We start from the raw sequence: 24,423 nt of genomic DNA, 5'->3' as shown, positions 1-24,423 counted from the left end.
TCTCCCCTAAGGGGAGAGGGGCAAGGTAAAGGTTTTCTATTTCCTCGGGTAAAGCTCTTTACGCTTATAGGGCTCCGTCTCTCCCGGCTTCCGCGTTTTCAGCAGCTTCAGTATCCACGTGTACTGTTCGGTATGCGGCCCCACCAGCAGCTCCACCTCTTCGTTCATGCGGCGCGCGATGGTGCGATCGTCCGCGGTCAGCAGGTCGTCCATCGGCGGACGGACTTCAATGCTCAGACGATGCGTTTTACCGTCGTAAACCGGAAAGAGCGGGATCACGCGGGCGCGGCAGACCTTCATCAGGCGCCCAATCGCGGGGAGCGTGGCTTTGTAGGTCGCAAAGAAGTCGACAAACTCGCTGTGCTCGGGTCCGTGGTCCTGGTCCGGCAGATAGTAGCCCCAGTACCCCTGACGTACCGACTGAATAAACGGCTTAATGCCGTCGTTACGCGCATGCAAACGTCCGCCAAAACGACGACGTACCGTATTCCAGACAAAATCGTAGATTTTATTGCCCTGGTTATGGAACATCGCCGCCATTTTCTGCCCCTGGGAAGCCATCAGCATTGCCGGGATATCTACGCCCCAGCCGTGCGGCACGAGAAAAATGACCTTCTCATCATTGCGACGCATTTCGTCGATGATTTCCAGCCCTTTCCAGTCAACGCGGTCGATGATTTTTTCCGGTCCTTTCAGCGCCAGCTCCGCCATCATCGCCATGGCCTGCGGTGCGGTGGTATACATCGCGTCGATGATGGCCTCGCGCTCGGCATCGCTTTTTTCAGGAAAACAGTAATAGAGGTTGATCTGCGCACGACGACGCGCGCTTTTACCTAAGCGTCCGGCCAGACGGCCAATTTTTCCCAGTACGGGATCGCGCAGCGCGGCAGGCAGCATAGCGATGCCCGCAAAGGTGTAAACCCCCAGCCAGGCGCCCCAGTTGCGCGGGTGTCGAAAGGATTTTTCAAACTCAGGAATGTATTCAATATTATTTTTTTTTGTTTCCATGCTGGTTCCAGGGTCTGGTGACGCAAAAAATTATTCAGATAGTGTAGCGAGGCAGTCGCCCACGCACAAAAGAAAAAGCCGGCGCATGCTGACACCGGCTTTTTTCACAAAACAGAGAGCTTAGTTTAAGCTCAGCTGCGGTATCACCTCTCTCGCCTGCGCCAGGTAATCGGAACGATCTTTACCTGTCAGGCCTTCGGTGCGCGGCAGTTTGGCCGTCAGCGGGTTCACGGCCTGCTGGTTGATCCACACTTCATAGTGCAGATGCGGGCCAGTAGAGCGTCCGGTGTTGCCGGAGAGCGCGATACGGTCGCCGCGTTTCACTTTCTGCCCCGGTTTGACCAGCAGCTTGCGCAGGTGCATATAGCGGGTGGTATAGGTACGACCGTGACGGATAGCCACATAATAACCCGCAGCACCGCTGCGTTTTGCCATCACCACTTCGCCATCACCAACGGACAGCACCGGCGTGCCCTGTGGCATCGCGAAGTCTACCCCGCGGTGAGGCGCAACGCGCCCGGTAACCGGGTTCAGACGACGCGGGTTAAAGTTAGAGGAGACGCGGAACTGTTTCGCCGTCGGGAAACGCAGGAAGCCTTTCGCAAGGCCCGTACCGCTTCGGTCATAGAACTTGCCGTCTTCAGCGCGAATGGCGTAGTAATCTTTTCCCTCGGAGCGCAGACGCACCCCCAGCAGCTGGCTCTGCTCGCGCTTGCCGTCCAGCATTTCGCGGGACATCAGGACGGAAAACTCATCGCCTTTCTTCAGCTTACGGAAATCCATCTGCCACTGCATGGCTTTGATCACCGCGCTGATTTCACCGCTGGTCAGGCCCGCATCACGGGCGCTGGAAACAAAGCTTCCGCCCACGGTACCTTTCATCACGCTGTTAACCCAGTCGCCTTTCTGCATTTCACTGGTCATTTTGAAACCGTTTGCAGTGCGGTCATAGGTGCGGGTTTCGCGGCGGGACATTTCCCAGGTCAAACGCTGAAGATCGCCATCCGCCGTTAATGTCCAGGAGAGCTGTTGCCCGATTTTCAGGTTACGCAGGTCTTTATCCGCAGCGGCCAGCTGGCTGATATTGCCCATGTCGATACCGTACTGGTTGAGCACGCTGCTCAGCGTGTCACCGGTAGAGACAACGTATTCGTGGATCCCCGCTTCGTTCTCGGTTTTATCGTCCAGTTCATCCTGAGGGATAGCTTCATCTTCCTGAGCGGCCTGGTCGATAGGCTCGCTGGCTTCAGGCAGCAAAGAGCGGATCTCGCTCTTTTCAAGCTCGATGGTTTTAATGATAGGGGCAGAACTCGGGTGGTAAACATAGGGCCGCCAGACGGCGACCGCTAGGGTGAGAACTGTAAGCGACCCCAGCATAACGCGGTGGGGTCGAGGCAGATTGTTAAATGCCAGGGCGACAGAGCGGGCTATCTGTTGCACGTATTCACTTCCTCGTTAATCTCCTTTCAGGCAGCTCGCATACTGGTTCGCCAGTTGGCTGAGGAACTGCGAATAGCTCGCTTTGCTCAACTGGATATTCGTACCTAGCGGGTCAAGGGTTCCCATGCGCACGGATGTTCCCCTGGCCACGGCTTCTACGACCGCTGGCCTGAACTGTGGCTCAGCAAAAACGCATGTCGCTTTCTGCTCAACCAACTGTGTTCTGATTTCATGTAAACGCTGCGCACCAGGTTGAATTTCAGGGTTGACGGTAAAGTGCCCAAGCGGGGTCAGGCCGTAGTGTTTTTCGTAGTAGCCGTAGGCGTCATGAAAAACGAAATACCCTTTTCCTTTCAACGGTGCGAGCTCATTACCTACCTGCTTATCGGTTGCGGCTAATTGTGCCTCAAAATCCTTCAGGTTGGCGTCTAGTTTGGCTCGACTTTGCGGCATAAGTTCCACTAATTTGTCATGGATTGCAACCGCTGAAAGCCGCGCTATCTCTGGGGATAGCCAGAGATGCATGTTGTACTCGCCGTGATGGTGATCTCCATCACCTTTTTCACCCTCTGCAGCGTGATGGTCATGTTCGTCACCGTCATCATCCGCCCCTTTCATGAGCAACGGTTTCACGCCGGAAAGCCCGGCAATCGCGACCTGTTTTTCATTAGCAATCTGCTGTGCGGATTTCTGCATGAATGCTTCCATCTCCGGACCAATCCAGACAACTAAGTCCGCGTTTTGTAAGCGTTTTACATCAGACGGACGCAGAGAATAGTCATGCTCTGAGGCCCCGTCAGGGAGCAGAACCTGGGTTTCCGTTACCCCATCGCCAATGGCCGACGCGATGAATCCAAGCGGTTTAAGCGAAGCAACAACGGCAGCGTTAACATCTTGTGCGGTTGTTCCCCAAAGGGCAGCGGATAATGCTGCGAAAAGAAGCGTATTTTTATGTAACATAATGCGACTAATCATCGTAGTGAATGCGTGGAATGTGATATTATAACATTCGTTGACTTCTTCAAGCTTAAATTGACATGACGACTCTGGTTTCTCTCGACAATATTTCGGTCTCCTTTGGCCAGCGCCGCGTCCTCTCTGACGTATCGCTGGATCTCAAGCCCGGCAAAATTTTGACGCTGCTCGGCCCCAATGGCGCAGGTAAATCCACTCTGGTCCGCGTGGTGCTGGGTCTGGTTACACCGGATGAAGGTGTAATCACGCGCGAGGAAAAATTGCGGATCGGGTATGTGCCGCAAAAATTACATCTGGACGCCACCCTGCCGCTGACGGTAAATCGTTTTCTGCGTCTGCGTCCGGGCACGCGAAAAGCCGATATTCTCCCGGCGCTGAAGCGCGTGCAGGCGGGCCACCTTATCGACGCGCCGTTGCAAAAGCTGTCCGGCGGTGAGACGCAGCGCGTTTTGCTGGCCCGTGCGCTGCTGAGCAGCCCGCAGCTGCTGGTGCTGGATGAACCAACCCAGGGCGTGGACGTCAATGGTCAGGTCGCGCTTTATGATTTGATCGACCAGCTGCGCCGCGAACTGAACTGCGCCGTGCTGATGGTCTCCCATGACCTGCATCTGGTGATGGCGAAAACCGACGAAGTGCTGTGTCTCAACCATCACATTTGCTGTTCCGGCACGCCTGAAGTGGTCTCAATGCACCCGGAATTTATCTCCATGTTCGGCCCTCGCGGCGCTGAACAGCTTGGCATTTATCGCCATCATCATAATCACCGCCATGATTTGCAGGGACGAATCGTTCTGCGTCGGGGAAATGGACACTCATGATTGAACTGTTACTGCCCGGCTGGCTGGCCGGGGTTATGCTTGCCTGCGCCGCAGGCCCACTCGGCTCGTTTGTGGTGTGGCGCAGAATGTCCTACTTCGGTGATACCCTGGCGCATGCGTCGCTGCTGGGCGTTGCCTTTGGTTTGCTGCTGGATGTGAATCCCTTTTACGCGGTAATTGTGGTCACACTGCTGCTGGCAGCCGGTCTGGTCTGGCTGGAGAAGCGCCCTCACCTCGCGATTGATACGCTGCTTGGCATCATGGCGCACAGCGCGCTGTCGCTGGGTCTGGTCGTTGTTAGCCTGATGTCAAATATCCGCGTTGACCTGATGGCCTACCTGTTCGGCGATCTGCTGGCCGTGACGCCTGACGATCTCATCGCGATCGCCATTGGCGTGGTGGTGGTACTGGGTATTCTGCTGTGGCAGTGGCGGAATTTACTGGCAATGACCGTCAGCCCGGATCTGGCGTTTGTCGACGGCGTGAAGCTGCAGCGCGTGAAGCTGCTGCTGATGCTGGTGACGGCGTTAACGATTGGCGTGGCGATGAAGTTTGTCGGGGCACTTATCATCACGTCGCTGCTGATTATCCCTGCCGCCACGGCGCGCCGTTTTGCACGTACGCCAGAGCAAATGGCCGGTATCGCGGTGGTTATCGGGATGATCGCCGTCACGGGCGGGTTAACCTTTTCGGCGTTTTATGACACGCCAGCCGGACCGTCGGTGGTCTTGAGCGCAGCGGTGTTGTTTGTTTTCAGTATGATGAAAAAGACCGCGCAGTAGTCAGCATGTCCCCGGTGGCGCTTCGCTTACCGGGGCTACAATTTATCGCTACTTACGGCATCGCGGGCGGCGTAATACCGAAATGATTCCACGCCCGCACCGTCGCCATACGACCACGTGGGGTACGCTGTAAGAAGCCCTGCTGGATCAGATACGGCTCCAGCACATCTTCAATCGTCTCACGCTCTTCGCCAATTGCCGCCGCCAGGTTATCCAGCCCGACCGGGCCACCGAAGAACTTGTCCAGCACCGCCAGCAGCAGTTTGCGGTCCATATAGTCAAAGCCTTCAGCATCGACGTTCAGCATATCCAGCGCCTGAGCGGCGATCTCGGCGGAAATCGAACCATCGTGCTTCACTTCAGCAAAGTCACGCACGCGGCGCAGCAGGCGGTTGGCAATACGCGGCGTACCGCGGGAACGCTTCGCCACTTCATATGCCCCCTCTTCGCTCATATCCAGCCCCATGTAGCGCGCGCTGCGCCCCACGATATGCTGAAGATCGGGTACCTGATAAAACTCCAGACGCTGAACGATGCCAAAGCGGTCGCGCAGCGGAGAGGTCAACGACCCGGCGCGGGTCGTGGCGCCAATCAGGGTAAACGGCGGCAGATCGATTTTGATGGAGCGCGCGGCCGGGCCTTCGCCGATCATGATATCCAGCTGGTAATCTTCCATCGCCGGATAGAGCACTTCCTCCACCACCGGTGACAGGCGGTGGATCTCATCGATAAACAGCACATCATGCGGTTCAAGGTTGGTCAGCATCGCCGCCAGATCGCCCGCTTTCTCCAGCACCGGGCCGGAGGTGGTACGCAGGTTGACGCCCATTTCATTGGCGACGATATTCGCCAGGGTAGTTTTCCCTAACCCCGGCGGGCCAAAAATCAGCAGGTGATCGAGCGCATCGCCGCGCAGCTTTGCCGCCTGGATGAAAATCTCCATCTGGGAACGTACCTGCGGCTGGCCGATGTACTCATCAAGCAGCTTCGGGCGGATCGCACGATCCACCACGTCTTCTGCCTGAAGGGTGCCTGCCGATACCAGGCGGTCTGCTTCAATCATCCTTTACCTCACAATGCAGCGCGCAGCGCTTCACGAATCAGAGTTTCACTGCTGGCGTCCGGTTTGGCAATTTTGCTCACCATCCGGCTGGCCTCCTGAGGTTTATAGCCCAGCGCCACCAGCGCGGCAACCGCTTCCTGCTCGGCGTCATCATCAGAGGCAGGCGCACCCGGAGCAGTCAGAACCAAATCGGCAGCCGGAGTGAACAGATCGCCGTGCAGACCTTTAAAGCGGTCTTTCATCTCAACAATCAGACGCTCTGCGGTTTTCTTACCAATGCCCGGAAGCTTAACCAGCGCCGCGGGGTCTTCGCGCTCAACGGCATTCACAAACTGCGGAGCGGACATGCCGGACAAAATCGCCAGCGCCAGCTTAGGCCCCACACCGTTGGTTTTAATCAGCTCGCGAAACAGGGTGCGTTCCTGCTTGTTGTTAAAGCCGTACAGCAGCTGAGCATCTTCACGCACCACAAACTGGGTAAAGACAATCGCCTCTTTGCCCGCGTCCGGCAGCTCGTAGAAGCAGGTCATCGGCATATGGACTTCATAGCCCACGCCACCCACTTCCAGCAGCACTAACGGGGGTTGTTTTTCAATGATGATGCCTCTGAGTCTGCCTATCACGTGACGCTCCTGCGTTCTGGGAGAAATTAACTGCCGACATAATAAAAAAAGGCTGGATGTTTATCCAGCCTGATTTCTGATTATCGTAACCTGCCTCGCGCCAGATTGAGCCGCGACTCGCTCATTTGCATCGCGTTCTGGCTGACGTGGCAGTGGGTAATTGCAATCGCCAGCGCATCGGCGGCGTCGGCCTGCGGGTTCGCGGGAAGCTTCAGCAGGGTGCGCACCATGTGCTGCACCTGGCTCTTCTCCGCGCTACCGATGCCCACCACCGTCTGCTTAACCTGGCGCGCGGCGTATTCGAACACCGGGAGATCCTGGTTCACAGCGGCAACAATCGCCACCCCACGCGCCTGACCGAGCTTCAGCGCCGAATCCGCGTTCTTCGCCATAAAGACCTGCTCAATGGCGAAATAGTCTGGCTGAAACTGGGTGATGATCTCCGATACGCCCGCATAAATAAGCTTGAGGCGCGACGGCAGATCGTCCACTTTGGTGCGAATGCATCCACTGCCGAGGTAGGTTAGCTGGCGTCCCACCTGACGGATAACGCCATACCCGGTGACGCGCGAGCCGGGGTCAATCCCGAGGATAATCGACATCACGCGTCTCCCGTAAACGGTTTACAGGCTCTCATCAGAGAGTCGCTGCAACCTCATCAGAGATTTCACCGTTGTGGTACACTTCCTGCACGTCGTCGCAGTCTTCGAGCATGTCGATCAGACGCAGCAGTTTCGGTGCGGTTTCTGCATCCATATCCGCTTTGGTGGACGGGATCATGGAGACTTCAGCGTTGTCCGCTTTCAGGCCCGCCGCTTCCAGCGCATCGCGCACGGCACCCATCTCTTCCCACGCGGTGTAGACGTCAATGGCACCATCATCGTAGGTCACCACGTCTTCCGCACCCGCTTCCAGCGCCGCTTCCATGATCGCATCTTCGTCGCCTTTCTCGAAAGAGATGACGCCTTTTTTGCTGAACAGGTAAGCTACGGAGCCGTCAGTGCCCAGGTTGCCGCCGGTTTTGGTGAACGCGTGGCGCACTTCCGCAACGGTACGGTTACGGTTGTCAGACAGGCATTCAACCATCACCGCAGTACCGCCAGGGCCGTAACCTTCATAAATGATGGTTTCCATGTTCGCGTCTTCATCACCGCCCACGCCGCGTGCGATAGCACGGTTCAGGGTGTCACGCGTCATGTTGTTAGACAGCGCTTTATCTACCGCCGCGCGCAGGCGTGGGTTAGAAGCCGGGTCGCCGCCGCCCAGACGCGCTGCTGTCACCAGCTCGCGAATGATTTTGGTAAAGATCTTACCGCGCTTGGCATCCTGTGCCGCTTTACGGTGTTTGGTGTTGGCCCACTTACTATGACCTGCCATAAAAAGTTCTCCAAAAATCGCGCCTTCTCAGGCCGCGTTAATTACAAATTCTTCAATCGCCTGCCGGTTGCTCCACGACTTGGTCAGTGCGGCGGCATCCGCCGCGTTCACCCAGCGGTAGTTCAGGTGTTCGGTAAACACGATCTCCCGCTCATGGGGGAGCGCGAGACAGAACCACGACTCCGTGTTGCGCTCAATGCCCGGCGCATAGCGATGACGTAAATGGCTAAAAATTTCAAACTCCACCGTGCGCTGACAGTCCTTCAGGGTCAGTTGCTCATGAGCAACGTCAATGGTGACCTCTTCCTTTACTTCACGCGCGGCGGCCTGCGCCGCGGTCTCCCCCTCTTCCAGGCTGCCGGTAACCGACTGCCAGAAATCAGGATCGTCGCGCCGCTGCAACATCAGCACCCGCTTCGTGTCTTCTGCATAAATGACCACCAGGACAGAAACGGGAAGCTTATATGCCATATCAGTTTTTCTCTTCCTTCTTCACCACTTCAATGCCCAGCTCGGCCAGCGCTGCCGGGTTGGCAAAGCTTGGCGCTTCGGTCATCAGACACGCTGCGGCAGTGGTTTTCGGGAAGGCGATAACGTCACGAATGTTATCGGTGCCGGTCAGCAGCATGGTCAGACGGTCGAGACCGAAGGCCAGACCCGCGTGCGGAGGCGTGCCGTACTTCAGGGCGTCCAGCAGGAAGCCAAACTTCTCGCGCTGTTCCTGCTCGTTAATACCCAGAATGCCGAACACGGTCTGCTGCATTTCACCGCTGTGAATACGTACGGAGCCGCCGCCCACTTCATAGCCGTTGATAACCATGTCATAAGCGTTTGCCACTGCCTCTTCCGGCGCCGCTTTCAGCTCTGCCGCCGTCATCTCTTTTGGCGAGGTGAACGGGTGGTGCATCGCGGTCAGGCCGCCTTCACCGTCGTCTTCAAACATCGGGAAGTCGATAACCCACAGCGGCGCCCATTTGCTTTCGTCGGTCAGGTTCAGGTCTTTGCCGAGCTTCAGACGCAGCGCGCCCATCGCATCCGCAACGACTTTCTTGTTGTCTGCGCCGAAGAAGATCATGTCGCCGTCCTGCGCACCGGTGCGCTCAAGGATCGCTTCCACGATGTCCGCGTTCAGGAATTTCGCCACCGGGCTGGTGATCCCTTCCAGACCTTTCGCACGCTCGGTCACTTTAATATAGGCCAGACCTTTCGCGCCGTAGATCTTAATAAAGTTGCCGTAGTCATCAATCTGCTTACGGCTCAGCGCCGCGCCGCCCGGTACGCGCAGGGCAGCCACGCGGCCTTTCGGATCGTTAGCCGGTCCCGCGAATACCGCGAACTCAACGGATTTCACCAGGTCAGCCACGTCCACCAGCTCCATCGGGTTACGCAGGTCTGGTTTGTCGGAGCCGTAGCGACGTTCCGCTTCGGCGAAGGTCATGATCGGGAAATCGCCCAGCTCAACGCCCTTCACGTCATTCCACAGGCTACGCACCAGCGCTTCCATCACTTCACGCACCTGTTCGGCGGTCATGAAGGAAGTTTCAACATCGATCTGGGTAAATTCTGGCTGACGGTCAGCGCGCAGGTCTTCGTCGCGGAAGCACTTAACGATTTGATAATAGCGGTCGAAGCCGGACATCATCAGCAGCTGTTTGAAGAGCTGCGGTGACTGCGGCAGCGCGTAGAATTTGCCTTTATGAACGCGGGATGGCACCAGGTAATCGCGCGCGCCTTCCGGCGTGGCTTTGGTCAGCATCGGGGTTTCAATATCGAGGAAACCGTGGTCATCCATAAAGCGACGCACCAGGCTGGTGATTTTCGCACGGGTTTTCAGGCGCTGAGCCATTTCCGGACGACGCAGATCCAGGTAGCGGTATTTCAGACGCGCTTCTTCAGTGTTGACGTGGTTGGAGTCCAGCGGCAGCGCTTCGGCACGGTTGATGATAACCAGATCGGACGCCAGCACTTCGATAGCGCCCGTCGCCATGTCTGCGTTAACGTTTTTCTCGTCACGCGCACGCACGGTGCCGGTGACCTGAATGCAGAACTCATTACGCAGCTCAGAGGCCAGCTTCAGCGCATCTGCGCGATCCGGGTCGAAGAACACCTGAACGATACCTTCACGGTCGCGCATATCGATGAAGATAAGGCTACCAAGATCACGACGACGGTTGACCCAACCACACAGGGTGACCTGCTGTCCGACGTGGGACTGACGCAGCTGCCCGCAATATTCTGTACGCATGAGATATCCCTTAATTAGCCGCAGGCTAAATGTCGCCTGGTATGCAGGCTACTATGTCGCAGCTTTCTGTATGTCACAACTGGATGAAAAAAGGCGGCTATTATACTGGAAATTCCGCCGGACGATAAGAGCGAACCACCGCCAGACGGTCGTTTGCTGCACTCTTATTGCGCATTCTCACAAAAATTAACAAAATTATCCGACCGATAACAGGTCATCACGTCGTAAGGTGTTACGGAAGTGATTAATTTACCTGGAGTGACGATGTTAACACTTGATGCCCGCAAAACCGCGCTTGTTGTGATTGATTTACAGGAAGGGATCCTGCCCTTCGCCGGTGGCCCACACGCAGCGGATGAAGTCGTCAGCCGCGCCGCTCGCCTGGCCGAGAAGTGCCGCGCCATCGGTGCCCCTGTGGTCATGGTGCGCGTAGGCTGGTCCGCTGATTTCGCCGAGGCGTTAAAACAGCCCGTTGATGCCCAGGCGCCCGCGCATACCCTGCCGGAAAACTGGTGGACGTACCCGGTGTCGCTGGGCAAACGCGACAGCGATATCGAAGTGACTAAACGCCAGTGGGGCGCGTTCTACGGGACCGACCTTGAGCTGCAGCTTCGCCGCCGCGGTATCGACACCATTATTCTGTGCGGCATTTCCACCAATATCGGCGTCGAATCGACAGCCCGTAACGCCTGGGAGCTGGGCTTTAATCTGGTGATTGCTGAAGATGCCTGCAGCGCGGCTTCCGCGGAGCAGCATCAGGGCAGCATGACCCATATCTTCCCGCGCATCGGACGCGTGCGTAGTACGGATGAGATTTTAAGCGCGCTATGATGTACGTGGGCCTGCCCCAGTGGTCGCACCCTAAATGGGTGCGCCTGGGCATTACCAGCCTTGAAGAGTATGCCCGACACTTTAACTGCGTCGAGGGTAACACCACGCTGTATGCGCTGCCCAAAGCCGAGATAGTCGAACGCTGGCGGGAGCAAACAACGGACGATTTCCGTTTCTGCTTTAAGTTTCCGGCGACCATTTCCCACCAGGCCGCGCTGCGCAACTGCGGGGACTTAACGGAAGAATTTTTCACGCGCATGTCGCCGCTGGCGAACCGAATTGGACAATACTGGCTCCAGCTTCCCGCCACGTTTGGCCCGCGCGATCTGCCCGCCCTGTGGCAGTTCCTGGATGCCCTGCCCCGCGAATTCACCTACGGCGTGGAAGTCCGACATCAGGACTTCTTTGCGAAAGGCGAAGCCGAAAAAGCGCTCAACCGGGGCCTGCTGGATCGTTCCGTTAACCGGGTGATCCTCGACAGTCGTCCGGTGCACAACGCAGTACCGCATAACGAGGCCATCGTTGATGCTCAGCGTAAAAAACCGAAAGTGCCGGTCCACGCCATCGTGACCGCACAGAACCCGATGGTCAGGTTCATCGGCAGCGACAATATGCAGCAAAATCAGGCGATGTTCGCCGTCTGGCTGCAAAAACTCGCGAGCTGGGAGCACACCACCACGCCGTACCTCTTTTTGCACACGCCGGATATTGCTCAGGCGCCCGAACTGGTCGATGCTCTGTGGCAGGCCTTGCAGGCCGCGGTGCCATCCGTGGGCAGCGTCCCTTCCATCCCACAACAATCTTCTCTTTTCTGATATCACCCCCTATCATAGTGAAGTGCCATCTGCCAAAAAACAGGGAGTTAGTATGGTCAGCGCGCTGTATGCGGTGTTAGGTGCATTACTGCTGATTAAATTTTCGTTTGATGTTGTGCGCCTCAGGATGCAGTACCGCGTCTCTTACGGCGACGGCGGTTTCTCCGAACTGCAAAGCGCTATTCGCATTCACGGTAATGCGGTGGAATACATCCCCGTTGCTCTCATCCTGCTGCTGTTTATGGAGATGAATGGCGCGGAAACCTGGATGGTGCATATTTGTGGCCTGATGCTTATTGCTGGCCGCTTAATGCATTATTACGGCTTTCACCACCGTTTATTCCGCTGGCGTCGTTCCGGCATGAGCGCGACCTGGTGTTCGCTTTTGCTGATGGTGCTGGCTAACCTGTGGTATATGCCGTGGGAGTTGGTTTTCTCCCTCCATTAGCGCACAATACGCCACTTTATTTTTCCCGGATTTTTACGTTATGTCAGATCGCGACACGCTTTTTTCCGCGCCTATCGCCAGCCTGGGCGACTGGACCTTCGATGAACGGGTAGCCGAAGTCTTCCCGGATATGATCCAGCGCTCTGTTCCCGGTTATTCCAATATTATCTCTATGATCGGTATGCTGGCTGAGCGCTTCGTTCAACCCGGTACGCAGGTCTATGACCTGGGCTGCTCGCTCGGCGCGGCAACGCTGTCGGTACGTCGTAACATTCATCACGATGGCTGCCGAATCATTGCCGTCGATAACTCCCCGGCCATGGTGGAACGCTGCCGTCGCCATATTGACGCGTACAAAGCCCCCGTTCCGGTGGACGTGGTGGAAGGCGATATCCGCGAGATCGAGATTAACAACGCCTCGATGGTAGTGCTGAATTTTACCCTGCAGTTCCTGGTGCCTGAAGACCGCCAGCTGCTGCTGGACAAAATTTACCAGGGGCTGAATCCCGGCGGCGCGCTGGTGCTTTCTGAAAAATTCAGCTTTGAGGATGCCAAAGTAGGCGAGCTGCTGTTCAACATGCACCACGATTTCAAACGGGCGAACGGCTACAGCGAGCTGGAGATCAGCCAGAAGCGCAGCATGCTGGAAAACGTGATGCTGACGGACTCCGTGGAAACCCATAAAGCGCGCCTGCACAAAGCCGGTTTTGAGCACAGCGAACTGTGGTTCCAGTGCTTTAACTTTGGCTCTCTGGTGGCGCTAAAAGCCGGGGATGCCGCATGATTGAATTCAGCAACTTTTATCAGCTGATTGCTAAAAACCATCTTTCCCACTGGCTGGAGACCCTGCCGGCGCAGATTGCCGCCTGGCAGCGCGATCAGCAGCACGGCCTGTTAAAGCAGTGGTCAAATGCCGTGGAGTATCTGCCGGAGCTGACGCCGCATCGTCTGGATTTACTGCACAGCGTGACGGCGGAAAGCGCAGAGCCGCTCCCTGCCGGGCAGATCAACCGCATCGAAACGCTGATGCGTAATTTAATGCCGTGGCGCAAAGGGCCGTTCTCGCTGTACGGCGTGAACATCAATACCGAGTGGCGCTCAGACTGGAAGTGGGATCGCGTACTGCCGCACCTTTCCGACCTGACCGGGCGCACCATTCTGGACGTAGGCTGCGGCAGCGGTTACCACATGTGGCGCATGATTGGCGCGGGAGCCCATCTGGCGGTCGGCATCGACCCGATGCAGCTCTTCCTGTGCCAGTTTGAGGCGGTGCGAAAACTGCTCGGCAACGACCAGCGCGCGCACCTGCTGCCGCTGGGCATAGAGCAGCTCCCTGCCCTGAAAGCGTTCGATACTGTCTTCTCGATGGGCGTGCTGTATCATCGTCGTTCCCCGCTTGAACACCTGTGGCAGCTCAAAGATCAGCTGGTCAGCGGCGGCGAGCTGGTGCTGGAAACGCTGGTGATTGAAGGCGATGAGCATGCGGTTCTGGTGCCGGGCGATCGCTACGCGCAGATGCGCAACGTTTACTTCATCCCGTCCGCGCTGGCGCTGAAAAACTGGCTGGAGAAATGCGGATTTGTAGATGTGCGCATTGCCGATGTTTGCGTAACGTCTATCGAAGAGCAGCGCCGCACCGACTGGATGATCACCGAATCGCTGGAGCAGTTCCTCGACCCGGCCGACCACAGCAAAACCGTTGAAGGCTATCCTGCACCGATGCGTGCGGTGTTGATTGCGACCAAGCCGTAGTTTTTCCCTCTCCCGTGTGGGGTGAGGGGATAAAAAAAGGCCCCTGTTGAAATTGCAGGGGCCTGGTACAAGCAAGCATCATATTGGGCGACATGATGCGCGGTAAAAATCGGTACGTTGCTACACGTGATGACGCTCAATCAGCGACTTCATTTCCGCAACCGACTCTCCCTCTACGCCGTAGCGAGAATATTCATCCGCTTCAGCATCCGTCGACATTGACAGCCCTGTATTGCGATAACGCATGGGTGAAGGTATCCATTTCCCCGCAGAGCTGTGAAGCTCTTCCACCCCGGCGTTTAAAAACCGTTCCAGATTGCTGGCACGGACTCCCGCACCCGCCATTATTATTGGAACACCGGAATGTGCTTTTAGTTCCGTAATTAATTGCAGACCTTTTTCCGCCGAAGACTGCTGTCCCGATGTCAGGACACGCGCCACGCCAAGTTCGGCAAGCGTATCAAATGCTTGCAGGGGATCTTTGCACATATCAAACGCACGATGAAAGGTGACGGCCATTCCTTTCGCGGCGTCCATTACCTTACGCATCCGCGGCAGGTCGACATGTCCGTCTTCATCAAGCAGGCCGGTCACCAGCCCCGGGAAGCCCAGGTCACGAACCAGCGCGATATCTTCAAGCATGGCACTGAACTCGCCCGCCGTGTAACAAAAATCGCCGCCGCGAGGGCGAATAATCGGGTGGACCGGGATGGTGACGGCCTGGCGGGCAGACTTCAACACGCCGTATGAAGGCGTTAACCCCCCTTCTTTCGGGGCGGCGCATAGCTCAATACGGTCAGCTCCCATCTGTTGCGCCGTTACGGCACACGCCACGCTGTAACAACAAATCTCCAGCAGCGCCATCTGCTTCTCCTTAAAATCAGCTTAACGCGCCATCATGGCACGCCTCTCGTTTCGTGTCTCAGCGACGAATCACAACTCTCAGGCTTCGCTGGCAACGATCTGCTCAATGGTCCAGGGATGAAATTTCACGGTCACCTGCCCGTCCGTCACGGCCAGCGTCGGGTTAGGCAGACGCTCGCGCTCGCCTTTGGGTGAACTCGTCTTCACAAAAATCCCCGGCTTGCTTAACCCGTCGTCTGACAGCAGGGCCAGGGCGCGCGCGTTCAACGTTTCCGGCTCACCCGGCAGGACGATTTCGATATGCTCCCAGCCTTCGTGCGGATAGCGTTTCTCGCCCGGCCACGGCAGTTCAACCACGGTGAACTGCCAGTGCGCCACGTTCACCGGCTCATGCAGTTTGAACAGACAAATGGGGCGTCCATTGATGATGTTCTCAGAGAGCAGCTCGCCGCACTGTTCAAACCCGCGACGCCAGCGCTCGGCGGTGGCATTCTGGTGGCAGCGCAAGGAAATGTGATCCGCCTCAAGCGGCACGATATCCAGACCAAGACGGGTGGCAAGTTCTGTGGACGCCTTTGTGAAGCGCGGTAAATCTGCGGAAATATCATGCAGTTCGTCAATGGATTGCCAGTTCGCCATAAGTCAGTCTCTTTTCGTGTCGCAAAGTCGCTAATTTACTCCGTTGCCCCGTTTTGACCAACCGCAGAATCCGGCTTTTTATGACTGCATGGTTATGCACGCTTTCTTAGCCTGGATTCTGAGCAATCTTCGTCCCCCGCAATGCTGACGCCAGAAGGCATTTGCAGTATACTCCCGCCCTAAATTCTTTAACTGGCGCGGGCGGTTGTAAGCCCGCATCAAAAACGTAAGGTATCCAGGTGAATATTCAGGCTCTTCTCTCCGAAAAAGTCAGTCAGGCACTGATTGCCGCAGGCGCACCTGCGGATTGCGAACCGCAGGTTCGTCAGTCAGCAAAAGTACAGTTTGGCGACTATCAGGCTAATGGCGTGATGGCAGTGGCTAAAAAACTGGGCATGCCGCCGCGACAGCTCGCTGAGCAGGTACTGACGCATCTGGATCTCTCCGGCATTGCCAGCAAAACCGAAATTGCTGGTCCGGGCTTTATCAATATTTTCCTTGAGCCTGCGTTCCTGGCGAGCCACGTTGACGCGGCGCTGAAGTCTGACCGTCTGGGCGTTTCCCAGCCGGAAGCGCAGACCGTGGTGGTCGACTACTCAGCCCCGAACGTGGCGAAGGAGATGCACGTAGGCCACCTGCGCTCCACCATCATCGGTGACGCCGCGGTACGCACCCTTGAGTTCCTCGGTCACAAGGTGATCCGCGCGAACCACGTGGGCGACTGGGGCACCCAGTTCGGCATGCTGATTGCTTACCTGGAAAAACAGCAGCAGGAAAACGCGGGTGAAATGGCGCTGGCGGACCTGGAAGGGTTTTACCGCGAAGCCAAAAAGCACTATGACGAAGACGAAGCCTTTGCCGAGCGCGCACGCAGCTACGTGGTGAAGCTGCAGGGCGGGGATCAATACTTCCTCGAGATGTGGCGCAAGCTGGTTGACATCACCATGTCCCAGAACCAGCTTACCTATAACCGTCTGAACGTGACCCTGACTCGCGACGACGTGATGGGTGAAAGCCTGTACAACCCGATGCTGCCAGGCATTGTGGCGGACCTGAAGGCCAAAAACCTGGCGGTGGAGAGCGAAGGCGCAACGGTAGTGTTCCTTGATGAGTACAAAAACAAGGAAGGCGAACCGATGGGCGTGATTATCCAGAAAAAGGATGGCGGCTATCTTTACACCACCACGGACATCGCGTGTGCGAAATACCGTTACGAAACCCTGCACGCCGACCGCGTGCTGTACTACATTGACTCCCGTCAGCACCAGCACCTGATGCAGGCGTGGACCATCGTGCGTAAAGCCGGTTACGTGCCGGACTGCGTGCCGCTGGAACACCACATGTTCGGCATGATGCTGGGTAAAGACGGCAAGCCGTTCAAAACCCGCGCGGGCGGTACCGTGAAGCTTTCCGATCTGCTGGACGAAGCGCTGGAGCGCGCCCGTCGCCTGGTGGCAGAGAAGAACCCGGACATGCCTGCTGACGAACTGGAAAAACTGGCCAACGCCGTGGGTATCGGTGCGGTGAAATACGCGGATCTTTCCAAGAACCGCACCACCGACTACATCTTCGACTGGGACAACATGCTGGCGTTTGAAGGCAACACGGCGCCGTACATGCAGTACGCCTATACCCGCGTGCTCTCCGTGTTCCGCAAGGCGAACATTGATGAAAGCGTGCTGGCGAATACGACAGTGACCATCACGGAAGATCGTGAAGCACAGCTGGCGGCGCGTCTGCTGCAGTTCGAAGAGACGCTGACGGTTGTCGCGCGTGACGGCACGCCGCACGTGATGTGTGCTTACCTGTACGATCTGGCGGGTCTGTTCTCCGGCTTCTACGAGCACTGCCCTATTCTGTCTGCAGAAAATGAATCGGTGCGTAACAGCCGCCTGAAGCTGGCTCAGCTGACGGCGAAGACCCTGAAGCTGGGTCTGGATACCCTGGGTATCGAAACCGTAGAACGTATGTAAAAAAGAAACCCGGCAAACGCCGGGTTTTTTATTATCAGAAGTATTTCCGCAAATACTCTGTCAGACAGAGAATCGCCATCGCCTGGCCATACGGCATCGACGTCAGCGGGATCTGGCGATAAAACTCAAGATCGCTGCCCATGCCCGTCCCGAACGACGTTTGCAGCAACTCCCCTTCCGGCGAGATATTTTTCACGATGCCGCGAATCGCTTTTTCAGCAACGTCAGCATATTCAGGCTCAACATAGCGCTTCCGCACCGCTTTCAGGATCCCGTAGGCAAACCCTGCCGTGGCGGATGCCTCCAGATAAGAATCAGGATCGTCCAGCAGCGTATGCCACAACCCGCTTTCGTCCTGACATTTTGCCAGCGCGGCGACCTGCGCCTTCAGCACCTGCACCAGATAACGGCGCATGGCGTTGTTTTCCGGCAGATCAACCAGTTCGAGGAAGTCGGGGATCACGATGGTGAGCCAGCTGTTGCCGCGCGCCCAGCGGGCCCGGGCAAAGTTATGATTGCCGTCGTAGCTCCAGCCGTGGAACCACAGCCCCGTCTCGCGGTCCATCAGGTTCTGCACGTGGAGCAGGAACTGATAGATCGCCTCCTCTACGTACTCCGGCTTATTCAGCAGCCTGCCGATTTTCGCCAGCGGCAGCACCGTCATCATCAGCGTGTCGTCCCACATCTGTTGATGATTCTCTTCCGCCAGCGTGATGTGCTGCATGCCCCCATGTTCGGTGCGTGGCATCTCATTCATCGCCCACTCCGCCCAGCTTTCCAGCCACGGCAGCCAGGCCGGGTTTTTGCTCTCTTCGTAGCGATAGGCCAGCGTCAGAAACGGCGACATCGTATTGACGTTTTTGGTGGTGGCACCTTCCGCAAAGCGGTCGGCAAACCAGCTGTCGATAATGTTGCGCATCCCTTCGTCACCGGTCTGGCAGTAGTACTGCCAGATGCCATAAAGGCCGACGCCGTGCGTCCACTCCCATCCGGCCCAGCCTTTGGTGTCGATCACGCGCCCGTCGTCCAGCCGCAGCAAAAATTCACCCGTTTTGTCGTGGATATTGACCAGGTTGTGCGTCACTTTTTGAATCAGCGATTTCAGCTCGTCCCGGGCGATAAAGCGCTCTGGCTGACGCAATAGCGGGCTATGTTTGACAGGCCAAACTTTCATCATCTTAACCTCTGTTGTATGTCGAATTGAGTACCGCGCGATCCTTCAGCGAAGATGCAGCTGGCTTATTGCGATTCAGATAACCGATGTTGTTATTGCCCCACAGTGACTCATAAGGCATACCGGCCAGCATCTCGACGGTGGCGCGGGCGTGTTGCGTCGCTGACTCCGGCATCGCATGACCACACTCACGCATTTTCGCGGTCTCCTCGCGCAGCGTGCTGTGGGTCTGCAAATTAAGCCTGAAGCGCAGGGAAACGAGGAAACCGCAGAACAGCACCAGGATGGTGCCCACGCTCAGGATCAGCAGAATGGTGTGGCTCACTTCCGCAGGCTGTACCTTCTGACCGCTGACAAAGCCGGACATTTGCATCACGATGCCCACCAGCATCACCGCACCGGCCTGTGACGCCTTACGGGTCAGGGTCATGATGCCAGCGAAAATCCCTTCCCGGCGCTGGCCGGTGATCGCTTCATCCACGTCAGCAATGTAGGTATAGGTATTCCATGGCACGTAGTTAATACCACCGCGCCCCAGCCCAGCCACCGCAGAGATCAGCAACAGCAGAGCGTAGACGTCGCTCAGACCGGCATAATAGAGCATGGCGTAAGAGAGAGACGCCAGGCCAAACACCACCACCACCATGCGGTAGGACGGCGCAGGTCCGAAGCGAATACACAGCGGGATCATCCCGATCACGGCGAGGAACTGGAAGATAGCCATCGTGCCCAGCAGGTTGGACGCCATTGACGCTTCCTGCATCAGCACAAACACCACGTAATAGGTGAAGACTGCGTTAAATACGTCCTGCGCGATGTAGCCGCCGAGGTACATGCCGAGATGCTGACGGAAAATCTTGATTCGCAGCGTAGAGCTTAATTCGACAAACAGACGATTGATGCTTTGCCCCAGCGTCAGTTTCTTCTTCTCTTCTTCGGCACGCAGCGCCGCTTCAGACCACTCCTCACGCGGGCGCTCCCAGGTAAAGAACCAGACAAAGGTCAGCATCAGGGCGCACAGCACGGAGAAAACCAGGCTTGCGTAAAAGAATGAGATGGCGTTGTCTTTACCGAAGTGGGTGAGCAGGATCCCCGGCAGGAAGGAGGCCAGAATCGCTGACATCTGCGCCATAGAAATACGCGCCCCGGAGAACTTGGTTTTCTGTTTGAAGTCGTCGGTCATTTCCGGCACCAGCGTCTCGTAAGGCACCAGAATCATGGTGTAGACAATATCAAACACCAGATAGGTCAGCAGGTAGTACCAGAAATTCATGTCCCCTACCCACATCAACGAGTAGCTGAACACGCATGGAATACCTAGCAGGATAAAGAACTTACGCCGACCAAAGCGCTTTCCAGGCCAGGTCGTACCGAAGTTATCCGTCAAAAAGCCCATTAACGGGCTGACAACAGCATCCAGCACCCTCGCAGCGGCAAAGATGAAGGTTGCTTCAATCGGTGTGAGTCCACAGAAGGTGGTATAAAAATACAAAAGCCAGGCCGCCGTCAGGGCGGTCGTACCGGCCCCGAGAAAATCGCCTGCCCCGTAAGCAAGATAATTTGCGAGTCCAATTTTACGTGTTTTCATTGCCGTCAACCCTAAGCAAATTTGGGAGACTCCCTGCAAGTAAGGCTCATCGGGGAGTTTTTACACGGCTACAGTAAATGCAACGACGTCCTGAAACCTTTCTGTTTCTGCCATCACGGGCAGGGTAAATGGCAAAAATGCAAAGAGTCGCGTCACGCGTGTCACTAATTTATAAAACAGCGTTTCTGTTGCATCAAAAGGCGAGGTCAATTTTGCGAGGCAGCCATCAGAATTGACTGATGGCTGGTGAAAAAGGCAGGCAGCTAGCGGTAGTTAACGATGACAGAATTACTCTGCACCTTTAGCGCCGGGATCAAACGTCCTCCGCCCGGCACTTCCCAGATAAAACGTAAAGGTTCAATGGCCGGCACGCCGTTGAACGCCTGCGTTGTGCCATTTTCGCCGTCGATTTCCGTGCAGCGGGTCTGTGAGCAGAGGCGCACCCGCAGTCCGGCTGGCGTTGGGCCAATCAGCCTGTAGTTCCACACCACCATCCCCATCTGACCAGAAACCGTTTCAGAGGGCGACAGCGGATTAGAAGACATGGCGACACCCCGGTTGCTGAGGGTCACGCCCATGCTGCTTGCCTGCCAGGTCCCTTCCCCGGCGGCCTGAGCCGCCAGTGGGAAGAGCAAAATCCATAGCCATTTCATTATTTTCCTCCAATCGTTGCCGTCATGCGGATATGGCGGTTATCCGACAGCTCCAGATTCGACAGCACAACAAGCTGATTCAGGCTGCGGCGCAGGAAGCGCGACAGCAGCGGACGCAGCGCGTGGTTGACCAGCAGCACCGGCGGCGCGCCCAGCATCTCCTGACGCGCCAGCGCCTCCTGAGTTTGCTCCAGCAGGCGATCCGCCAGGCCAGGCTCGAGGCCGCCGCCGCCCTGCAGAGCCTGCAGCAGCAGGCGTTCAAGCGGTGTATCAAGGCCAATCACCTGGACTTCGCCGGTTCCCGGGAACCACTGCTGGGTGATCGCACGCCCCAGCGCCACGCGCACCACCGCCGTCAGCTCGTGCGGATCGCTCTGCAGCGGCGCATGCTCGGCAAGGGTTTCCAGGATGGTACGCATATCGCGGATCGGCACTTTTTCCTCAAGGAGGTTTTGCAGCACCTTGTGCAGCGTAGTTAACGTCAGCACGCCCGGTACCAGGTCTTCCGTCAGCTTCGGCATCTCCTGCGTCACGCGATCGAGAAGCTGCTGCGCTTCCTGACGGCCAAACAGCTCTGCCGAGAATTGCCCAATCAGATGATTAAGGTGGGTTGCCACCACGGTACTGGCTTCGACAACCGTATAACCCTGAATTTGCGCCTGCTCTTTCAGCGCGCTTTCAATCCAGATTGCCGCAAGGCCAAAGGCCGGATCGACGGTCTGCTCGCCCGGCAGCGTGCCTGCTGCAGTGCCAGGGTTAATCGCCAGCCAGCGTCCCGGGTAAGCATCACCGCTGCCAATTTCAACACCCTTCATCAGAATACGATAGCGCGCAGGCGGCAGGTCCATATTGTCCTTGATATGCACCACCGGCGGCAGGAAGCCCATGTCCTGGGCGAATTTTTTACGGATGCTGCGGATGCGGCCAAGCAGCTCGCCATCCTGCTGGAAATCCACCATCGGGATCAGGCGATACCCCACTTCCATTCCCAGAGAATCTTCCAACTGAACGTCGTTCCAGGTCGCTTCTACGGCCTGGGTGTTCTCCGGCATTTTCACCGGAACCGGATCCGCAGCTGGCCTGGTCTCACGGCCACGCATCCACCAGGCCAGCCCCAGCAGCCCCGCCGTAAACAGCAGGAACACGAGGTTTGGCATCCCCGGCACCAGGCCGAGCAGCCCGAGCACCGCAGCCGCCAGCAGCATAACGCGTGGGTTACTGAAGAGCTGGCCCACCATCTGCTCGCCAACGTCCTGATCGGTACTGACGCGGGTCACGATAACGCCTGCCGCAGTGGAGATAACCAGCGCCGGGATCTGTGCGACCAGACCGTCACCAATGGTCAGCAGCGTATAGCTTTCCGCCGCGTGGCCCATGTCCATCCCGTGCTGCAGTACCCCCACCAGCAGGCCGCCGACCACGTTAATCACCATGATCAGGATGCCCGCGATGGCATCCCCGCGCACAAACTTACTTGCACCGTCCATGGAGCCGTAGAAGTCCGCCTCCTGGGTCACTTCCGCACGGCGTTTTTTGGCTTCATCTTCAGCGATAAGCCCGGCGTTCAGATCGGCGTCGATCGCCATCTGCTTGCCCGGCATCCCGTCCAGCACAAAGCGCGCGCCCACTTCCGCGATACGCCCGGCACCCTTGGTGATAACCATAAAGTTAATGATAACGAGGATAACGAACACCACGATACCGATAGCGAAGTTCCCGCCCACCAGGAAGTGGCCGAAGGCCTCGACCACCTTACCCGCCGCTGCTGCGCCGGTGTGGCCCTCCATCAGGATGATACGCGTGGAGGCCACGTTCAGCGCCAGCCGCAGCAAGGTGGTAAACAGCAGAATGGTCGGGAACGCGGCGAACTCCAGCGTGCGCTGGGTGAACATCGCCACCAGCAGCACCATAATGGACAGCGCAATATTGAAGGTGAAAAGCAGATCGAGGATGAACGCCGGGAGCGGCAGTACCATCATCGACAGAATTAACAGGATGAGGATCGGCCCGGCAAGGATCTGCCATTGGGTCGATTTCAGGTTGCCGGGCAGGCGCAACATTGCCACCAGATTAGCCATCAGTGTCCTTCTCGTTCATAAAATCCAGCGCGGCAGGCACCGGAAGGTTCTCAGGTTTGACAGGCCGTTGACCGCCGGCCAGACGCCAGCGCTTCAACTGCCATACCCAGGCCAGCACTTCCGCCACCGCGGCGTAGAGCTGACCTGGGATCTGTTGTCCGATATCCGCGTGGCGGTAAAGGGCTCGCGCCAGCGGAGGCGCTTCCAGGATCGGCACGCGGTTTTCGGTACCAATATCCCTGATACGCAATGCAATCAGCCCCGCCCCTTTTGCCACCACTTTCGGCGCGCTCATTTTGTTTTCGTCATAGCGCAGCGCCACGGAATAGTGCGTCGGGTTGGTAACGATGACGTCCGCCTTCGGCACGTCTTCCATCATGCGGCGACGGGCGGCGGCACGCTGCATCTGCCGGATGCGCCCCTTCACGTGCGGGTCACCTTCCATCTGCTTATATTCGTCGCGGATGTCCTGACGTGACATTCGCAGTTTCTTGAAGTGGGAATAGAGCTGGAAGATAACGTCAAAACCCACCATCGGAATAATGCTGAGCACCACCAGCAGCGCGCAAAGCCCGACCAGGTTCAGCGCATTGCTCATCGCGGTAAGGGGCGACTCGCTGATAAGGCGCATCATTTCGGGCCAGTGGTACCAGAGGAAAAACCCTGCGGAACTGCCCATCAGCACCGATTTGAGAATAGCCTTGAGCAGCTCGGCCCCGGTCTGTGCCGAGAACATTTTCGCAATGCCCTGCAGCGGGTTCAGTTTTGAAAATTTAGGTTGCAGCGATTTTCCGCTAAAGACCAGCCCGCCCAGCATCACCGGGGAGACCAGCGCCACCAGCACCACGCCGGTAATCAGGGGCAGTAGCGCAACCATGGCCCCTTTTATCAGCTGAATAATCTGGCTGAGGATCAGATTCGGGTCGTTGACCATGCTGTGGTCAAAACGTAAGCCGGTGGAGAGCATCCCCGCCAGCTTGCGGGCGAGCGACTCCCCGCCCCACCAGATAATGCACACGCCTACGATAAGGATCAGCAGGGAGGTCAATTCTCGGGATCGGGGGATCTGCCCTTCCTCACGCGCCTTTTCTAGTCGGTGGGGTGTGGGGGCTTCCGTTTTGTCGTCGTTCTCTTCTGCCACAGTGCATGCTCAGCCCATTACGTCACGGGTATCATGCCAGCGCAGCGGAAATCCAATGGCGGGAAAAGCCCGTTTATTCGGGCTCTTTTCGGTGATTTTGTCGTAAACCGCCTCAGGCGGCGTACCCCCCTGAGGC

At 57.1% G+C, this 24,423-nt stretch carries 24 protein-coding genes; 8 read left to right on the top strand and 16 right to left on the bottom strand.

The window, feature by feature from the left end:
* Positions 1 to 36: 36 nt before the first annotated feature.
* From lpxM to znuA, 3 genes are all read right to left on the bottom strand, one after another.
* The gene (lpxM, locus tag ACMWL8_RS00555) at positions 37 to 1,008 is read right to left on the bottom strand and encodes a lauroyl-Kdo(2)-lipid IV(A) myristoyltransferase (protein ID WP_028013618.1); all 972 of its coding nucleotides are present in this window, start codon (positions 1,006 to 1,008) and stop codon (positions 37 to 39) included.
* 120 nt (positions 1,009 to 1,128) lie between these two features.
* Entirely contained in the window at positions 1,129 to 2,448 is a 1,320-nt protein-coding gene (gene mepM / locus ACMWL8_RS00550; protein ID WP_028013619.1) for a murein DD-endopeptidase MepM, read from the bottom strand.
* A 15-nt stretch (positions 2,449 to 2,463) separates the two neighbouring features.
* A complete protein-coding gene (znuA, locus tag ACMWL8_RS00545) occupies positions 2,464 to 3,408 on the bottom strand; it encodes a zinc ABC transporter substrate-binding protein ZnuA (protein WP_045260433.1) in 945 nt (314 codons plus the stop codon).
* A 77-nt stretch (positions 3,409 to 3,485) separates the two neighbouring features.
* Between znuA and znuC the strand changes: the two genes are divergently transcribed.
* Together znuC and znuB are read left to right on the top strand one after the other, a co-directional pair.
* A complete protein-coding gene (znuC, locus tag ACMWL8_RS00540) occupies positions 3,486 to 4,241 on the top strand; it encodes a zinc ABC transporter ATP-binding protein ZnuC (protein WP_028013621.1) in 756 nt (251 codons plus the stop codon).
* The gene (znuB, locus tag ACMWL8_RS00535) at positions 4,238 to 5,023 is read left to right on the top strand and encodes a zinc ABC transporter permease subunit ZnuB (protein ID WP_041909449.1); all 786 of its coding nucleotides are present in this window, start codon (positions 4,238 to 4,240) and stop codon (positions 5,021 to 5,023) included. Before znuC ends, znuB begins: the two co-directional genes overlap by 4 nt.
* Before the next feature lie 52 nt (positions 5,024 to 5,075).
* Here the strand turns inward: znuB and ruvB are convergent, their stop codons facing one another.
* The 6 genes from ruvB to aspS form a co-directional block, all read right to left on the bottom strand.
* Complete coding sequence (gene ruvB, locus ACMWL8_RS00530) at positions 5,076 to 6,086, bottom strand: Holliday junction branch migration DNA helicase RuvB (RefSeq protein WP_028013623.1); 1,011 nt, start codon at positions 6,084 to 6,086, stop codon at positions 5,076 to 5,078.
* An 8-nt stretch (positions 6,087 to 6,094) separates the two neighbouring features.
* Positions 6,095 to 6,709 (bottom strand): Holliday junction branch migration protein RuvA, encoded by a 615-nt coding sequence (ruvA, locus tag ACMWL8_RS00525; RefSeq protein ID WP_028013624.1) that lies wholly within the window; start codon positions 6,707 to 6,709, stop codon positions 6,095 to 6,097.
* An 80-nt stretch (positions 6,710 to 6,789) separates the two neighbouring features.
* On the bottom strand, positions 6,790 to 7,311 hold the full coding sequence (gene ruvC, locus ACMWL8_RS00520; protein ID WP_003859749.1) for a crossover junction endodeoxyribonuclease RuvC: 522 nt from the start codon (positions 7,309 to 7,311) through the stop codon (positions 6,790 to 6,792).
* 34 nt (positions 7,312 to 7,345) lie between these two features.
* Entirely contained in the window at positions 7,346 to 8,086 is a 741-nt protein-coding gene (locus ACMWL8_RS00515) for a YebC/PmpR family DNA-binding transcriptional regulator (protein WP_003859747.1), read from the bottom strand.
* 27 nt (positions 8,087 to 8,113) lie between these two features.
* Positions 8,114 to 8,557, bottom strand: coding sequence for a dihydroneopterin triphosphate diphosphatase (nudB, locus tag ACMWL8_RS00510; RefSeq protein WP_045260316.1), 444 nt, complete (start codon positions 8,555 to 8,557; stop codon positions 8,114 to 8,116).
* A gap of 1 nt (position 8,558) precedes the next feature.
* Positions 8,559 to 10,331 (bottom strand): aspartate--tRNA ligase, encoded by a 1,773-nt coding sequence (aspS, locus tag ACMWL8_RS00505; RefSeq protein WP_028013627.1) that lies wholly within the window; start codon positions 10,329 to 10,331, stop codon positions 8,559 to 8,561.
* Between the two features lie 264 nt (positions 10,332 to 10,595).
* On the opposite strand from aspS, the gene ACMWL8_RS00500 reads away from it, so the two are divergent.
* The 5 genes from ACMWL8_RS00500 to cmoB are packed head-to-tail and all read left to right on the top strand — an operon-like array spanning position 10,596 to position 14,177.
* Positions 10,596 to 11,162 carry a hydrolase gene (locus ACMWL8_RS00500; RefSeq protein WP_028013628.1) on the top strand — a complete coding sequence of 189 codons (567 nt, stop codon included), beginning with the start codon at positions 10,596 to 10,598 and terminating at the stop codon, positions 11,160 to 11,162.
* The gene (locus tag ACMWL8_RS00495; RefSeq protein WP_045260317.1) at positions 11,159 to 11,977 is read left to right on the top strand and encodes a DUF72 domain-containing protein; all 819 of its coding nucleotides are present in this window, start codon (positions 11,159 to 11,161) and stop codon (positions 11,975 to 11,977) included. The genes ACMWL8_RS00500 and ACMWL8_RS00495 overlap by 4 nt, the downstream gene beginning before the upstream one ends.
* A gap of 52 nt (positions 11,978 to 12,029) precedes the next feature.
* On the top strand, positions 12,030 to 12,425 hold the full coding sequence (locus tag ACMWL8_RS00490; RefSeq protein WP_028013630.1) for an MAPEG family protein: 396 nt from the start codon (positions 12,030 to 12,032) through the stop codon (positions 12,423 to 12,425).
* Between the two features lie 40 nt (positions 12,426 to 12,465).
* On the top strand, positions 12,466 to 13,209 hold the full coding sequence (cmoA, locus tag ACMWL8_RS00485; protein WP_045260318.1) for a carboxy-S-adenosyl-L-methionine synthase CmoA: 744 nt from the start codon (positions 12,466 to 12,468) through the stop codon (positions 13,207 to 13,209).
* Positions 13,206 to 14,177, top strand: coding sequence for a tRNA 5-methoxyuridine(34)/uridine 5-oxyacetic acid(34) synthase CmoB (gene cmoB, locus ACMWL8_RS00480; RefSeq protein ID WP_028013632.1), 972 nt, complete (start codon positions 13,206 to 13,208; stop codon positions 14,175 to 14,177). Before cmoA ends, cmoB begins: the two co-directional genes overlap by 4 nt.
* Positions 14,178 to 14,297: 120 nt before the next feature.
* On the opposite strand, the gene cutC is transcribed toward cmoB, so the two are convergent.
* Positions 14,298 to 15,041 (bottom strand): copper homeostasis protein CutC, encoded by a 744-nt coding sequence (gene cutC, locus ACMWL8_RS00475; protein WP_028013633.1) that lies wholly within the window; start codon positions 15,039 to 15,041, stop codon positions 14,298 to 14,300.
* 78 nt (positions 15,042 to 15,119) lie between these two features.
* Positions 15,120 to 15,680: a VOC family protein gene (locus ACMWL8_RS00470; protein WP_241276815.1), complete on the bottom strand. Its 561-nt coding sequence runs from the start codon at positions 15,678 to 15,680 to the stop codon at positions 15,120 to 15,122.
* A gap of 239 nt (positions 15,681 to 15,919) precedes the next feature.
* Here ACMWL8_RS00470 and argS point away from each other — a divergent pair, with 239 nt between their 5' ends.
* Positions 15,920 to 17,653, top strand: coding sequence for an arginine--tRNA ligase (argS, locus tag ACMWL8_RS00465; RefSeq protein ID WP_045260320.1), 1,734 nt, complete (start codon positions 15,920 to 15,922; stop codon positions 17,651 to 17,653).
* Between the two features lie 34 nt (positions 17,654 to 17,687).
* Here argS and ACMWL8_RS00460 read toward each other — a convergent pair whose 3' ends face one another.
* The 5 genes from ACMWL8_RS00460 to flhB form a co-directional block, all read right to left on the bottom strand.
* Positions 17,688 to 18,827, bottom strand: coding sequence for a glycoside hydrolase family 105 protein (locus tag ACMWL8_RS00460; RefSeq protein WP_045260434.1), 1,140 nt, complete (start codon positions 18,825 to 18,827; stop codon positions 17,688 to 17,690).
* Positions 18,828 to 18,831: 4 nt separating this feature from the next.
* Positions 18,832 to 20,415 (bottom strand): MFS transporter, encoded by a 1,584-nt coding sequence (locus tag ACMWL8_RS00455; protein ID WP_045260321.1) that lies wholly within the window; start codon positions 20,413 to 20,415, stop codon positions 18,832 to 18,834.
* Positions 20,416 to 20,678: 263 nt separating this feature from the next.
* Positions 20,679 to 21,071 carry a flagellar protein FlhE gene (gene flhE / locus ACMWL8_RS00450; protein WP_028013640.1) on the bottom strand — a complete coding sequence of 131 codons (393 nt, stop codon included), beginning with the start codon at positions 21,069 to 21,071 and terminating at the stop codon, positions 20,679 to 20,681.
* Positions 21,068 to 23,146: a flagellar biosynthesis protein FlhA gene (gene flhA / locus ACMWL8_RS00445; protein WP_028013641.1), complete on the bottom strand. Its 2,079-nt coding sequence runs from the start codon at positions 23,144 to 23,146 to the stop codon at positions 21,068 to 21,070. The genes flhE and flhA overlap by 4 nt, the downstream gene beginning before the upstream one ends.
* Positions 23,139 to 24,287, bottom strand: a complete 1,149-nt coding sequence (flhB, locus tag ACMWL8_RS00440) for a flagellar biosynthesis protein FlhB (protein ID WP_045260322.1) — start codon at positions 24,285 to 24,287, stop codon at positions 23,139 to 23,141. Before flhB ends, flhA begins: the two co-directional genes overlap by 8 nt.
* Positions 24,288 to 24,423 lie beyond the last annotated feature (136 nt).

The organism is Enterobacter sp. 04-C-12-SI-ECC (assembly GCF_047530715.1).
Taxonomy (GTDB): domain Bacteria; phylum Pseudomonadota; class Gammaproteobacteria; order Enterobacterales; family Enterobacteriaceae; genus Enterobacter; species Enterobacter bugandensis.
The sequence above is the reverse complement of the archived record's forward strand: the minus strand, read 5'-3'. Positions and strand labels throughout refer to the sequence as shown.

Bases quoted from the DNA above. Each gene is read 5' to 3' on its own strand.
- ACMWL8_RS00500 (WP_028013628.1), top strand. From the start codon at position 10,596: ATGTTAACACTTGATGCCCGCAAAACCGCGCTTGTTGTGATTGATTTA.
- cutC (WP_028013633.1), bottom strand. From the start codon at position 15,041: ATGGCGCTGCTGGAGATTTGTTGTTACAGCGTGGCGTGTGCCGTAACG.
- ACMWL8_RS00460 (WP_045260434.1), bottom strand. From the start codon at position 18,827: ATGAAAGTTTGGCCTGTCAAACATAGCCCGCTATTGCGTCAGCCAGAG.
- ACMWL8_RS00455 (WP_045260321.1), bottom strand. From the start codon at position 20,415: ATGAAAACACGTAAAATTGGACTCGCAAATTATCTTGCTTACGGGGCA.
- ACMWL8_RS00470 (WP_241276815.1), bottom strand. From the start codon at position 15,680: ATGGCGAACTGGCAATCCATTGACGAACTGCATGATATTTCCGCAGAT.
- ACMWL8_RS00495 (WP_045260317.1), top strand. From the start codon at position 11,159: ATGATGTACGTGGGCCTGCCCCAGTGGTCGCACCCTAAATGGGTGCGC.
- ACMWL8_RS00515 (WP_003859747.1), bottom strand. From the start codon at position 8,086: ATGGCAGGTCATAGTAAGTGGGCCAACACCAAACACCGTAAAGCGGCA.
- nudB (WP_045260316.1), bottom strand. From the start codon at position 8,557: ATGGCATATAAGCTTCCCGTTTCTGTCCTGGTGGTCATTTATGCAGAA.
- flhA (WP_028013641.1), bottom strand. From the start codon at position 23,146: ATGGCTAATCTGGTGGCAATGTTGCGCCTGCCCGGCAACCTGAAATCG.
- ruvC (WP_003859749.1), bottom strand. From the start codon at position 7,311: ATGTCGATTATCCTCGGGATTGACCCCGGCTCGCGCGTCACCGGGTAT.
- ACMWL8_RS00490 (WP_028013630.1), top strand. From the start codon at position 12,030: ATGGTCAGCGCGCTGTATGCGGTGTTAGGTGCATTACTGCTGATTAAA.
- znuA (WP_045260433.1), bottom strand. From the start codon at position 3,408: ATGTTACATAAAAATACGCTTCTTTTCGCAGCATTATCCGCTGCCCTT.
- ruvB (WP_028013623.1), bottom strand. From the start codon at position 6,086: ATGATTGAAGCAGACCGCCTGGTATCGGCAGGCACCCTTCAGGCAGAA.
- aspS (WP_028013627.1), bottom strand. From the start codon at position 10,331: ATGCGTACAGAATATTGCGGGCAGCTGCGTCAGTCCCACGTCGGACAG.
- cmoA (WP_045260318.1), top strand. From the start codon at position 12,466: ATGTCAGATCGCGACACGCTTTTTTCCGCGCCTATCGCCAGCCTGGGC.
- znuC (WP_028013621.1), top strand. From the start codon at position 3,486: ATGACGACTCTGGTTTCTCTCGACAATATTTCGGTCTCCTTTGGCCAG.
- znuB (WP_041909449.1), top strand. From the start codon at position 4,238: ATGATTGAACTGTTACTGCCCGGCTGGCTGGCCGGGGTTATGCTTGCC.
- lpxM (WP_028013618.1), bottom strand. From the start codon at position 1,008: ATGGAAACAAAAAAAAATAATATTGAATACATTCCTGAGTTTGAAAAA.
- cmoB (WP_028013632.1), top strand. From the start codon at position 13,206: ATGATTGAATTCAGCAACTTTTATCAGCTGATTGCTAAAAACCATCTT.